The sequence below is a fragment of the Cellulosilyticum sp. WCF-2 genome (assembly GCF_003990395.1).
In the GTDB taxonomy this organism is placed as follows: domain Bacteria; phylum Bacillota; class Clostridia; order Lachnospirales; family Cellulosilyticaceae; genus Cellulosilyticum; species Cellulosilyticum lentocellum.
This window is the reverse complement of sequence record NZ_CP034675.1, coordinates 1,712,740-1,726,356: the sequence shown is the minus strand read 5'-3', so window position 1 is coordinate 1,726,356 and position 13,617 is coordinate 1,712,740. Positions and strand designations below refer to the sequence as shown.

Sequence of the window (13,617 nt, the reverse complement as noted above, 5' to 3'; positions counted from 1 at the left end):
ATTTCCACCCTTGATCACGTATTATTATAAGTATTTTATCATATTTATTAATTGTCTTCTTAATTAATACCTTTAAAAGAATCTCATGTTCAACAAACAAGTAAGTTGACCTCTTTTTAATAAAAAGCCGAAAAATAAATTGTCACGAATCGAAAAAAAATTACACTAATGAAATAGAAACATGTTTCGGAAAGAAGGTGATGTATTGCAAAATGATGATATGAATAAACTCTACGAAAGGCATAGCAAAATGGTTTACCTCTTCCTTTTTCGAATGGCAGGAAGCCATGAACTCGCAGAAGAATTAACGCAAGAAACCTTTTACCAAGCATTTTTATCCTATGCCCATTTTCGTGGAGAATGTAAAGCATCTACTTGGCTATGTCAAATTGCTAGGCATGTGTGGCTACAGTACTTGCGTAAAAAAAAGGATTTATACTCCATAGAAGAGATCGCAATACCTTTGACCAATATAAACTTATTTGATCCATTAAAGACTTATATTCTAAAAGAGGAAAAAAACACTTTTTATCACATGCTGCAAAAATTACCAAACGACATGAAAGAGGTTGTCATCCTCCGAATTACATCCGAACTAAGTTTTGCAGAGATTGGGGAATTACTAGGAAAAAGTGAAACATGGGCTAGAACTAATTTCTTTAGAGCCAAGCGAAAGCTACAAGAATACATCAAAGAAATGGAAAGGAGCTAAAAGTCATGAAATTAAATTGTTATATTGTTGAGGATTTAATGCCTTCCTATATTGAAAATCTAACTAATGAAAATACCTCTAAGGATATTCAAGAACATTTTATTGAATGTGAAAGGTGCAAAAAACTTTATTCAGATATGAAACAGGAGATCCTCCTACCCGAAAACCTGCAGATGGATAATGAAGAGAAGAATAAAAGTGATTTGAGCTATCTGGGTAAGATTAGAAAAAATTGCGATCGAAAATCAGTCATTAGCCTCATTGTATTCGTATGTATTACTGCATTATTACTTATGATTGCGTGGAATAACATCGGAAATATTCATACAAGCGTAAAGTTATCTTATGTGGTGCTTCCATTAGTTATTTTAACCGGTGGTTTTTTATGCTATAGAAGGTTTGAAAAAAGCAGACAAAGAAACTGGGATTTATGGCTCGGTCAGATACTAGTATTAACCACGGCAATAATAGTCATTTTAATTATGTACCTTTCTTATTCATGGGTAAATAACCATACTTACCCTTTTGGGTTACAGGCGTATGAAATAGGACCATTTGTAGCTAGATTTTTATATATTGGTATAGGCATTGGAGCTGTAGTCTTTTTCTATGGAGCTCTCCAAATTTTAAAAAAATCTTTTGCTTACTATTTTTTGTGTTCTCATTCGATTAGCCTTATATGTATGTCTATAGGATTTTATCGAATTTTAAAAACCCTGTCTAGTATAGAAGGATACACGTTATTGTGCTTACAGACAGGTATTGTTTACTGGATTGGCTTTGTCATAACCATTATCCTTTGGTGCATTTTAAAAAATAAAAGGTTATAAAATTACTCCAACAATAAAAATGCTGAACGGCCACATCAATGTACCATTTGTGGCTGTCCAGCATTTTCTTACTTAAATTAATCCATATTTCTTAAAGCTTTTATATAAACCATCCTCATCAGGAGAATCTGTGATATCATCCGCCACCTTCTTTAGAGCCTCTGCACCATTTGACATTGCCACACCACAAGCTACATATTGTAGCATCTCTATATCATTATAACTATCCCCATAAGCATAAGTATCCTTCTGCTCAATACCTAGCGCTTTGAGTACAATCTCTATTCCTGTTGCTTTATGCACTTCTTTTAGCATAAGTTCACCGCATAGTTCTCCTTCTCGTCCATAAGACCCTGGAATAGCTACGAAGTTCTCTTTAAACTCTTCTTGCACTTCTTTTAAAGACAATTGAGCTCCCATAAAAGTGACTTTATTAATATCTTCTCTTATGATATCTCCCTCATCTTGCATATGTGCAATAAAAGAAAGCATATTTCTTTCAAGATCTTCTTTAGCATCTGGATAACGGGCGATATTAGCATTCATCATCGCCATCAAATAGGCTTTTCCACCTTTACTGGAATAAACCTGACTAGTGGCCTCTAAATAAAATTCAATATGGTTGGCCTCAAAAAAGTTCACAATATGTGTGACTTCTTCCTTAGGAATATAAACTTCATGAATAGCTTTTCCTTCTAATTCTACATAACCACCTGCTGCTCCTATAATGCCATCTAGATTCATTTTAAAAATTTCTTCAGGTATCTCAGCTCTAGAGCGTCCTGTACACACAAAAATAACATGTCCGTTTTTTCTTGCTGCTGCAATAGCTTCTCTAGCTGAGTCTGGTATTTTCCCATGATGATTAACAAGTGTTCCATCTATATCTAAAAAAATGGCTTTTTTATTCATGATGCACCTTCCCTTCTCTCTATAAGCCTATTATAGCTTATCCCTTCTCTTCTGCCTACTCCACTTTTCTTTTCTTACATCTAAGTGTTCCTTAAAAGCTTATGGCCCAGCCTTATAGCAAATTCTGTATTAACATTAATAATGGTTGCTACTTTAGGGTCTTTGTAACTTTCATTTTTCATAGAAAGCTTTTGGCATAAAACTGCCGAATGAATAATCGTATCTCTTATATAATGCTTGTTTTCTTTTCCTTCTAAACTAGCAATACCTTGCTGTTCTAGTACAGCATTAAGCTTGTCAATTTCCTTGATTAACTCCTTAATACCATCCTCTATTTTATAAGGCACCAGCCTAGCACTTAACTCTGCTACAGTGGCACCTATTATCACATAAATGATTCGGTAAAAAACTAGTACATTAACCCCACTACTAAATGCCGATAAACTCATGGAGACAATAGTTAAAAAGAATGAGATGCGATAATAGTCATTAAAAGCATAGATCAAATAATAGCCACCTATTAAAAGTACTAAATTAATCCACCAGGTTCCTATGACATTAATGACTATGCCTACAATAGTAGCTGCTAATACATTACTTTTTATCCTATCCTTCTTCTTCCTAATAGTATCCTCATAGTAAGGCGCTGTAATAGAAATAATGGGAATAACCGCCCAAATGATTTTATAAAAGCCTAATAAATCTGCTAAAGATAGACTTACAGATAAAATAAAAGACATACGCATAGCAAAATTAAAGCTTATACTCTTAGGATTGCAAATGGTTTTTATACTCATTTGTACATGCTCTAGATTAGACCTCTGCCAATTATAATAGAGTTTATCTCTTGTCTTATAATCTAAAATATTTAGTTCAACGAAATTGCTATAAATCCCATAAATCATATCTACTATTTCTTCTTCAAATCCATTAGCTACGCTATGTTCTTCTAAAAAGCGCCATAAAATTCTAATCACTTTTGTTCGTGTTATTTGTCTTTTAAAATAGCTATCAATAACTTCTGTAATACCTATAAGTTCCTGCAATGCCTTTTTGTCAAATCGCCCTCTTTGATACTCACATGATAGCTGCACTAAGAGAACATTAAAATAGCTGATATTCATATAAAATTGAAACTGTATCTTTCCTACATAAGTGGTTAAATATCGCCTATAGCCTGTTAAATAAATGCTATGTGCTACTTCATTCATATACTTATTGCAAGTAGAACTAAGTGCTTCATCATAATGTCCTTCTAGAATACACTTTAGTTGTTCATTAATTACTTCCCAAGCCTTACCGATATTGGGATCTAAAAGTGCCTTATTCTTGTTCTGTTTAATTAAAGTAGTTCCCAACATAACTACTAAGACAAATACGACTAATAATAACCTACTAGGTAATGCACTAAGTTCTATAGTATTATACTGTGAAAACACATAAAGCATGATAAAGGTCTTATATGCCATTTGATCATAGGGTGAAACAAAATAATAAGTAATAACAAACAAAGTAGCCATATTAATAGGTATTCCCCACCACCTATTTCTGGATGCTAAAAAGGCTAAACAAACAATCAGGGTATCTATTAAAATCAGTCTTGCAATCTTCCTTACTGTTTGTACCCTTAAATTTTGCTTTTCAAAAGTATTTGCCCCCAATAAAATAACAAAAGCAATCATCATACTACTTTTTCCAAACAAAAATCCTGCTATAAAAGTTACTAAGACCATCACTGTTCCTTTTAAAAGCATATCTGGTACATCTATTTTACTTTTTGATAATAAAGAGTTCATCATTAGTTTCATTCCTACCCTTATATTCTTAAGGATAGTTTGGTTATTTTTTCATATCTTATTCTTATTACATCTATATCTCTGAGCTTTTTACCTTTTAAAGAATCCCCATAAAACAATTAATTTGGTCTGCTAAGTTTAGTTCCTTAGGTTTCCAGCTTCTCTTTACTTCTATTTGCAATGCTGGCGATTCACTGATTTGCTTAATAAACTCATCTAACGCTTCATCATACCATGGAGGAGTCCAAGGTCCTGAACGACATATATGAATAGCTGCTACGTCTATTTTCCTTTTAAATAATTCCTCTAAACTAAGAAAGTGTACCTCATAAGCATCCATTATTTCCTTAAAATCTTCTTCATCTTCTTTCGTATAGGGACTGTAAATAATATTAGCCTTATTTATATACTTTTCCTTTAGTAACTTTCCTAACCAATTGGCACAGTTTATTTCAAACTCTAATGCTGCCAAACCACCATAGCCCAAATCACTGTGAGCATCTAAAGAATATACTTCTGTGCAATCCCACTCTTTAGCAATCTTATAGGCTTCTTCATGCCCCTCAGTTACGATAACAGGTATCGTCTTCTTTAGCTTCAAAACTTTTTTAGCTTGCTTCCAAAACGTTCTGTAAAAAGGTGCCAAATTATAAAAGTTCTCCAAGTGTTCATTTCTTTGTAAGCAAATTAAATGACGCCTATACCACTCTTCTAATAAGTTAACTTGATTTTCTCTATAAGACATATAGTGCTGACTATGTACATTAATAAAATAATCCCAGTCTATAGTTAAAAGTACTTTATCCATTATTATGCTCCCTTCTCTTCTTTATTAATGGTTAAATGGCTCTCATCGTATATAGTGAGTATTTTATTCTTTGTAAACCTTGCTATTCTTTTTAGTATACACCATATTTCAAGTAAAGGCATGATTCTCTTCCTTAATAAGTCATTTGAAATGCCTACAATTATTCACTGAATAATCATTTCGTCTCAATACAAAAAAGGTGTAGCAAACTTAAAACTTGCTACACCTTTTCATGCTACTTATTCCTACCCAGTTATTAATATGCTCTTTCTAAAAGCTCCCTACTCATTTCCTTGAGCATGCTTTTATATTCATTATCTGGTAATTGACCTATTAATTTATAAGCTTTATCAGTATATTTTTTAGCTAAGTTTCTAGCACTCTCTATTCCGCCTAATTCATGAGTCAGCTTAAAAATAGCTGCAATATCTTCATCCTCATATATTTCTTTATCTAGAATAGTTAAAAGCTCCTTTGGCTGTTTCTCTAACACATAAATGAGAGGCAAGGTATACAACCCATCCTTAAGGTCATTGGCACTATCTTTGCCTAATGTATTCGTATCACTAACATAATCTAAGATATCATCAATAATTTGAAAAGCCATTCCTATATTATGTCCGATATTCCAAAATAGTCTACTCAGTTTTTTATCACAATTACTTTCTGCAGCTCCTATATAAAGGCTTAGTGAAAATAATTCTGCTGTTTTTCCTGAAACACGCTTTAAATAATTTTTAACTGATACATTTTTATCAAAACGTGAGTTAAGTTGTTCTACTTCTCCTAAGCAAATTCTAGACATAGCCTTACTATCTATTTGAATGCTTTGCAGAGAAGCCGTGCTTGCTAAAAGCTTAAAGCAGATACAAAATAGATAATCACCAATATAAACTGCATAGTCCTTCCCATATTTTGATTGGACCGTCTCTTTTCCTCTACGAAGCTTTGCATCGTCAATCACATCATCATGTACAAGTGTCGCCATATGGAAAAACTCCATCACTGCGGCTAACACCCTTGTTCGCTCTTCTTCGTACTCACCAAACTTTGCTGCAATGATAGAAAAGCCTGGTCGAATCATTTTCCCATTTGAATGAATCATATCCTTAATAGAACTTTCAATTACCTTATCTTTGCAATAAGCATTTTCATCCATAAGGTCTATAACTACTTCTAGCTCTTTTTTGATTTCTGGATAACTATCCCAGAGTTTATGCATTAATGATTCCTCTTTTCTATTTCCATGATATCTCTAAATATAGTAAGTTTATTCATGTGCCCTATTACATAATTCGCTGCCATTCCCACAAAAATACCAGTTACAATTCCTGCCAAGGACAGGAATGGCAAATATAGCATAACGCCTATATTTCTCACAATAAATGCCGCTACTAAGAGCTGACCAATATTATGGAATACTGCACCTGCCGCACTTACTCCTATAATACTTACTTTTTCTTTTAATCCGTCCTTAATCACTACCATAATCAAAAAACTAAGTACTGCACCCATACTACCATACATTAGCCCCGATACACTTCCGCCAAAAATACTACTAAGAAAAAGTCTAGCAACTATCACTTTAATAACATCGCTTTTCTTTGGTAAGGTATAAAGTGCTAATACAGTAATCAAATTGGCTAAGCCTAATTTAGCACCCGGCGTCATAAAAGGAACAGGAATATTTCTTTCAATCAAATGTAGCACTAATGCAAGAGCTACAAGGAGGGACATATAAATTAAATGTCTTGTTTTTTGCATATTTCTCCTCCTAATAAATTCTGCCATCTACTTCATTATTATGGTCAGTACCCTTTATTTCTATATAAACTTGGTGTGGTAAACAAACAATCACATCACCAACTTGGTTTTTTGCCCCAAACTCCTCACAAAGATGATCTGGACAATCTGCTTCTTCTACTCTGATGCTTTCATTCTCTACCACTAACACATTTGTTCCTATTGACGATTTAATCGTATATTCCTTAGACGTAACTTGTCCCGTTAAAGGAATATCCATATAAGGCTTACCTTCTACCGTAATATAAGCATAGGTACCATTAAAGTCTCCTAACAAAAACACTTTAAATAACAGATACGGTAAGAAGGAAATGAGCAATAACACTCCAATAATTATTTTATCCCATTTTTTCATGGCGTTACCCTCTTTTTACCAACAACTTTTACATACAAATTTCGCCTTACACAAAGGTAAGGCGAAATAAAATCATTTATATTAAGCAGTTTTTTCTTCTTTATAAATATGCTTGTTCTTACCAATCCACCAATTGCCTACTAGCTTAGTAATCCATGGCATTACATAGTAATCAAGACCAAATGTTCTACCAGCACCACTCATTAAAGCAATTCCACCAAAAGTATACCATAAAATATCCCATCCAGCCATAGCTGAAAGTATAAAGTTCATAGTCATGAATACTGATGCTGCTGAAGCAAGCCATGTGAATAAACCAGCAATAAGCGCAAGTCCAATCCCAATTTCTAAAATAACAACCATGATTTGGAAAATATTAGCCATAGTTTCATTTGGAATCATGATTTTCATAATAGATTCATAGAATTTAGGCATACTACTTAAAATAGGTGTTGCATATTCTACTGCACCTTCTGCTGCTGATGAAGCACCTGTTAAACCATCTTGAAGCCATGAAAATGGCATATTGATATTACCAGCTTTTACCCAGCTGTCTGCACCAATTGTAAATAGCCACTCACCTTTATGGAATAAAGCATCTACTGCAGTTTCCCATGTACCTTCACCACAGAGTTTAGCAAGACCTTCTAATAACCATACACAGCCCACATAAAGTCTAAGTGGAATGAGCCATAAACGATTACCTTTAGAAGCTAAGTGTCCTCTAAGAATCGTTCTATTTTCTTTCATATCAAAGAATTCATGTTGTAAATAGTGATATACAGCCGGAATATTAAGTATTCCAAATAAGTAAATCATATTTACAATATGTTTTGCTGCCATAGCAAAGAAACCGGAAAGTTTAATACCCATTAAATTTGCTACACAGTATTTACCACCTATTGATACCATGAAACCATGATAACTAGATTTGAATTTTACTTTTTCTTTGTTTTCAATAGAAGCAATAATATTTTTCACTGCTGTTGTCGCTGTTTGCTCTGCCGCTTCTACAATTTGAGGATTTCCTTTACCTGGCTCCTCTTCTACGTATGCACAGTCACCGATTAGATATACATTTTCATGATGAGTTGATTGCATGTACTCATTAGCTTGAAGACGGTTAGCTCTAGTGGTTTCTAATCCATAGGCTAAGCATGCAGTGTTATTTTGGATACCACAAGTCCAAATAAGTGTTTGTGTTTTAATCACTTCACCTGATTTTAATGTAATAGCATCTGGTGTTACTTCTGTAATTGGACTATCTTTTAAAATACGTACACCATGTTTAGTCATATATTTTTCAGCTTTATCAGCTTGTTTTCTATCTAGCATGTTAAGAATAGTGCCTGCTGCTTCTACTACAAGAAGTGATACTTCGCTTTCATCTACTCTATACTCACGTGCAAGCGTTGATTTCCACTCCAGAAGTTCACCTGCCATCTCAATCCCTGTGAAGCCTGAACCTGCCACAGCGAAAGTAAGCATTTCTCTTCTTTTAGCTTCATCTCTTTCAAGTGAAGCTGCTTTAAATTTGTATTCAATATGTTCTCGGATTTTAAGGGCATCTTCAAGAGACCAAAGGCTAAATCCATACTCATCAACACCTGGTACACCAAAAGATGCTGGTTCATTACCCATTCCAATCATTAAGTAATCATATGCATACTCACCATATGTTGTTTTTACTTTTTGCGCAGCTATATCTACATTATCGATATAGTCTACTACTACTTTTACTTTCGTTCTGTGGAAGATTTGGCTAAGGTCTACCTTAACTGACTCTTCTGGCACACGGCCACCTGCTACCTCATGAAGTTCTGTCATGAGAGTATGATATGGATTTTTATCGATTAGTGTGATTTGTACATCGTTATTTTTCTTGTACTTTTTAGCAAGTTTTTTTGCGGCATGCACTCCAGCATAACCTGCCCCAAGTATAACGATATTCGTTACTTTACTCATCCTTCACCTCGTTTATAATGTGTCTCATTTTTGTAATTAATTATTTTAGTTTATTTTACATAATTACTATACCGAATTTTTGTTAAGAAGTCTACTATTAGTTTGCTATTTTTCTCAATAGATAGTTTTTCCAGTTTAGCCTTGGTAAGCGTATACCATTCTATTTATTTTGTAGTATAATACAGGCTAGAAAGCTTATTTTAAGCTTTCATTTAGTCATTAAATGGAGGAAAAAATGTATAACTATTTAAAAAAATTTGGGCTGTCTCTTATATTATCTTCTTTAATAGGTGTTATTTATTTAACAGGCTGTAATCAAGCCACGCCTACTACAGTCGAGCCATTATCCCGTACAGAGTTTGTTTTAGGGACGGTTGCTAAAATCTCTCTTTATGACCATCAATCTGAAGAAATACTTGATTTAGCAGCTAATAGGCTCCATGAATTAGAAGATACCTTAAGTATCAATAAAACAGGCACTTTAATTGATGAAATTAATAACCAAGCTGGAATCGCACCTGTTCAAGTAGATGAAGATACTTTTAAGGTAATTGAAAGAGGTCTAGCTTATAGTGAACTTACTGATGGTGCATTTGATATTACTGTTGGGCCTATTGTTAAACTTTGGAACATTGGTTTCCCTGAGGCCAGGATTCCTAGTTCTGAGGAAATTAAGGCGGCCCTCCCTTTAGTTGGATTTGATAAAGCCACATTAAATGCTGCAGATTCAACTGTTTATTTAAAAGAAAAGGGAATGCAGTTAGATTTAGGCGGCATTGGTAAAGGCTATGCCGCTGATGAAATTGCTGACTTACTTCGCTCACAAGGTGTTCAGCATGCTTTAATAGACTTAGGTGGTAACCTTTATACCTTAGGTACTAAAGTAGATGGCTCTTTATGGAATATTGGTGTTCAAGATCCTTTTAATCCCAGAGGTAAAATTATTGGGCGCCTAACGACTGCTGATCACTCCATCGTTACATCAGGTATTTATGAACGTTACATCGAAGATGAAGCTGGTCATAAGTATCATCATATTCTAGACCCTAAAACAGGTTATCCTTATGAGAATGAAATTGCTGGTGTAACCATTATCAGTAAATCTTCTACAGATGGGGATGCACTTTCTACTTCTGTCTTTGCTCTTGGTATAGAAAAAGGTCTTGAATTTATTGAAAGCCAACCTGATGTTGAGGCTATTTTTATAACAACGGATTACAAAATCTATATCACAGAGGGATTAAAAGATATTTTCACCCTAACTAATGATGCTTTTACTTTAGCTAATTAGTATCTATCACTACTTCGTTTCTTAATCCGTTACCAAATCAAAAACTACCCTAGTATAAGAGGTAACCTCTTATACTAGGGTAGTTTTATATGTGTCTTTACTAGTTTAATGCAGCTTTTACTGCTTCTAATAAAGCAGGAACTTTGATAGAAACACCTGTTACAGCATCAGTGTGACCATCTTCGTCTGTTAATGTAACTTTTTCTAAATCGAAGTTATTTTCAGCTAAGAATGTAGCAAGTGAATCTACTTGTTCATTCCAAGGTGTACTTCCTTCACCCATGTCATATGTTCCAGCAGCTGCTGCTTCATATTTACTTGAGTTATCTTTTGTACTAATGTAATCAAATTTAACGCTTACTGGTGTCCCAGCTTCAAATGTTACAGTTGCAACTGTTTTTCCTTCTTCATCTGCTACTTCACCAACTTTTTCACCTGTGAAAGCTTCTTCTGTTGCTGGAGTTTCTGAAGCTGCTGGCGCTTCTGTAGCAACTGGTGTTTCTGCTGGCGCTTCTGTTTTAGAACCACAAGCTGTTAATGTTAACATTGAGCTTAATAATAAAGCTAATACTGCGAATTTTTTCATATTGTCCTCCAAAAATATATTAATAGTAACTTCCACATTATATAGCAATATTTGTATCATTTCAATATTTACGTCGACTTTTCATCAAATTTTTTCTTTCCAGTTACTCCACCTTTGTTTTTTATCCTATGAATAATATGTAAATACATTCTGTATATTAACTAAAACCTTTATTACAATAAAAAAACAGCTTATAGGCTAAAACCTATAAGCTGTTTTTTTGCATTTATACGTTCCCGACTGGAATCGAACCAGCGGCCTACCGCTTAGGAGGCGGTCGCTCTATCCTACTGAGCTACGGAAACCTATAACTTTAAAAGTTATCGCAATTATTATACTACATTTTTATTTGCTATTCGTCAAGTACTAATTAGAGGTCACAATAGTTCCTTGTAGCCAACAAGTACCCATAAAACGCATACCTATGCTTGGATATCCTACAAGATTAGCTTTATTAATAAGGACTTCTAGCGGCATATCATTTACATCTAAAGTGAAAAGATATGATTCTTCTCCTGTTTGCGTATTTTTTCTATTCTGTATATCTGTAATTTCTCCTAATATAGCATACGTAGCATCTACCAAAGTAGTCGGTACAAAATAACCGCTCATAATAGAAAGGAAATCTTCTTCAAACATACGCTCTTTTAATTGATCATCTAACTCTTTTTCTTCTTCTTCTAATTTAGCTCTAGCATCTTCATCGCCTTCTCTAGCTTTTTGAAGCATCACTTTAATTTTTTCTCTTTCTTCTTTTTCTACAGCCTCATCTTCCTCATCTTTTTCAATAGGAAGCACAACAGTACCTTCCATGGCAAGTGCTGCAATCTGCACTTCATTAAAAGTCTGCATCATTTCTACTGCTTCTGTATATTCTACTACATTTTGTAGCCAAAAAATGAATTGCATGCCTGTCTCTGCTTCTTCACAAATAGCATAATAATTATACTCGTCGTCTATGCATTCTACACTAAGATCTTCTACTTTTACGGTATAATGACTACTTAAATAAGGTTCACACTGTTCTATTTCAAGCTTAGTATCTTTTTGGTCTGCCCTTACGACAATCCTAACCATGACATACATATCTTTTCCAAATTCTTTTAAATACTCTGCGATAATATCTTGATTTGCTTTGCGACTTGCAACTTGCTTCGTTGGCTTATCTAGAATGCCACTCACAATCTTCTCAAGATTATATTTTTTTTCTATATCAGAAAAGCCTATTGCTGCAATTGGAGATTCCATATCCATCCCCCTCTCTATCCTTTTGCCTATATGATCTTCTACCTATATTATATAGCAATCCCTCCTTATTGACTAGCTATCTTTAGAAGTTATCCTATATACCATAGGCCTACTATAAATATATCTCCCATAAGGCTATAATATACCCTATCATGAAGTGTATAAGATGCATATAAAGAACGCATAAAAAAGACGTAAGAAAAGCCAGCTAGCTTTTCTTACGTCCTATACTCTTTTTCTTAGCATAAACCGTTAATAACATCATTGAAAGTATCTGGATGATTTGTAATTACTGCATCAACACCATATTCTTTCATAAGTTTCATATCTGCTATATCATCAACTACCCAAACTGTTACTTTTTTACCAATGCTATGAACTGTTTCAATAGCAGCTTTATCCATTTTTGTGTAATCACAAGAAATAGAATCTGCATATTGATAGCTACGGATATCGAAAGGCATTTCTTTACAAAGTAAAGCCGTTTGAATATTAGGCGCCATAGTTTTAATGCGTTTTAATGTTTCTACATTATAAGAAGATAAAATAACTTTGTCCTCTGCACCTACTAATTTAACACGATCAAGAACTTGTTCTTCAATAGCTTCATAGTCCTCATCACTATCTTTGATTTCCACATAAAGCTTAACATTATATTTTTTCACTAGCTCTAGTGCTGATTTAATACATAGAATTTTTTCACCTTTATATTTAGGGTCATATTTCACGCCTGCATCAAACTCTAGGAGTTCATCAAGTGTATGATCTTTAATATAGCCCGTACCAGTAGTTGTACGGTCTAATTTGCTGTCGTGAATAATAACCAGCTTGTCATCTTTTGTCATGTGCACATCTACTTCGATGCCATCACAGTATCCTTCAGTTAAAGCTTTTGCAAAGGCGATATTAGTGTTTTCTGGATACTTACCACTAAATCCTCTATGAGCAATATTTAACACTCTATTCATTGTTCCCTCTCCTTTCATACTATACAATCAAAAAATATTCCCTCATGACATATTATATATTATTTTTAGAATAACTTCTAACCTTTTTTATGAGAATCTTATAAACAAATTATGGCATTAACTCCCAATTGTAGTTTGCTTTACAATTGGGACACACTTCTTCACTTCCCCACATATAGTCCATTGCCATAAAAGGAAGTATACAATTAGTGGTCATAAACGGATAAATAGGTGGTTCTAATACATAATCTAACACTTGTCTACTTGTTTTACGATAACCACATTGTTTACAAACATATCCTGCCATATCATCAACTCCTTAGATGTTATAACCTCTATGTTT

Annotated in this window: 14 protein-coding genes and 1 tRNA gene; 3 read left to right on the top strand and 12 right to left on the bottom strand. The window is 33.9% G+C overall.

All coding sequences use genetic code 11. The features are described 5' to 3' along the window. Positions 1–205: 205 nt before the first annotated feature. A complete protein-coding gene (locus EKH84_RS07565; protein ID WP_190283533.1) occupies positions 206–712 on the top strand; it encodes an RNA polymerase sigma factor in 507 nt (168 codons plus the stop codon). A gap of 5 nt (positions 713–717) precedes the next feature. Then, positions 718–1,542 carry a zf-HC2 domain-containing protein gene (locus tag EKH84_RS07560; RefSeq protein WP_127065833.1) on the top strand — a complete coding sequence of 275 codons (825 nt, stop codon included), beginning with the start codon at positions 718–720 and terminating at the stop codon, positions 1,540–1,542. 72 nt (positions 1,543–1,614) lie between these two features. Here EKH84_RS07560 and EKH84_RS07555 read toward each other — a convergent pair whose 3' ends face one another. From EKH84_RS07555 to EKH84_RS07525, 7 genes are all read right to left on the bottom strand, one after another. Beyond that, on the bottom strand, positions 1,615–2,454 hold the full coding sequence (locus tag EKH84_RS07555; RefSeq protein WP_127065832.1) for an HAD family hydrolase: 840 nt from the start codon (positions 2,452–2,454) through the stop codon (positions 1,615–1,617). Positions 2,455–2,534: 80 nt separating this feature from the next. Further along, the gene (locus EKH84_RS07550; RefSeq protein WP_190283532.1) at positions 2,535–4,253 is read right to left on the bottom strand and encodes an FUSC family protein; all 1,719 of its coding nucleotides are present in this window, start codon (positions 4,251–4,253) and stop codon (positions 2,535–2,537) included. Between the two features lie 94 nt (positions 4,254–4,347). Then, entirely contained in the window at positions 4,348–5,058 is a 711-nt protein-coding gene (locus EKH84_RS07545) for an arginase (RefSeq protein WP_127065830.1), read from the bottom strand. A gap of 256 nt (positions 5,059–5,314) precedes the next feature. After that, the gene (locus EKH84_RS07540) at positions 5,315–6,280 is read right to left on the bottom strand and encodes a polyprenyl synthetase family protein (RefSeq protein WP_127065829.1); all 966 of its coding nucleotides are present in this window, start codon (positions 6,278–6,280) and stop codon (positions 5,315–5,317) included. Continuing rightward, positions 6,280–6,822 (bottom strand): Gx transporter family protein, encoded by a 543-nt coding sequence (locus EKH84_RS07535; RefSeq protein ID WP_013655930.1) that lies wholly within the window; start codon positions 6,820–6,822, stop codon positions 6,280–6,282. Before EKH84_RS07535 ends, EKH84_RS07540 begins: the two co-directional genes overlap by 1 nt. Before the next feature lie 10 nt (positions 6,823–6,832). Beyond that, on the bottom strand, positions 6,833–7,216 hold the full coding sequence (locus EKH84_RS07530; protein WP_127065828.1) for a NusG domain II-containing protein: 384 nt from the start codon (positions 7,214–7,216) through the stop codon (positions 6,833–6,835). Positions 7,217–7,297: 81 nt separating this feature from the next. Continuing rightward, positions 7,298–9,181 (bottom strand): FAD-dependent oxidoreductase, encoded by a 1,884-nt coding sequence (locus EKH84_RS07525; RefSeq protein ID WP_013655928.1) that lies wholly within the window; start codon positions 9,179–9,181, stop codon positions 7,298–7,300. Positions 9,182–9,416: 235 nt separating this feature from the next. Here EKH84_RS07525 and EKH84_RS07520 point away from each other — a divergent pair, with 235 nt between their 5' ends. Beyond that, complete coding sequence (locus EKH84_RS07520; RefSeq protein ID WP_127065827.1) at positions 9,417–10,472, top strand: FAD:protein FMN transferase; 1,056 nt, start codon at positions 9,417–9,419, stop codon at positions 10,470–10,472. 100 nt (positions 10,473–10,572) lie between these two features. On the opposite strand, the gene EKH84_RS07515 is transcribed toward EKH84_RS07520, so the two are convergent. From EKH84_RS07515 to EKH84_RS07495, 5 genes are all read right to left on the bottom strand, one after another. Beyond that, positions 10,573–11,058: a hypothetical protein gene (locus tag EKH84_RS07515; RefSeq protein WP_013655926.1), complete on the bottom strand. Its 486-nt coding sequence runs from the start codon at positions 11,056–11,058 to the stop codon at positions 10,573–10,575. Positions 11,059–11,289: 231 nt separating this feature from the next. Then, positions 11,290–11,363: transfer RNA gene (locus EKH84_RS07510), tRNA-Arg, on the bottom strand. Positions 11,364–11,424: 61 nt separating this feature from the next. Further along, complete coding sequence (locus EKH84_RS07505; protein ID WP_190283531.1) at positions 11,425–12,306, bottom strand: DUF3881 family protein; 882 nt, start codon at positions 12,304–12,306, stop codon at positions 11,425–11,427. Positions 12,307–12,545: 239 nt separating this feature from the next. Next, the gene (locus tag EKH84_RS07500) at positions 12,546–13,274 is read right to left on the bottom strand and encodes a glycerophosphodiester phosphodiesterase (RefSeq protein WP_190283530.1); all 729 of its coding nucleotides are present in this window, start codon (positions 13,272–13,274) and stop codon (positions 12,546–12,548) included. Between the two features lie 109 nt (positions 13,275–13,383). After that, a complete protein-coding gene (locus tag EKH84_RS07495) occupies positions 13,384–13,581 on the bottom strand; it encodes a hypothetical protein (RefSeq protein ID WP_013655923.1) in 198 nt (65 codons plus the stop codon). Positions 13,582–13,617: the final 36 nt, after the last annotated feature.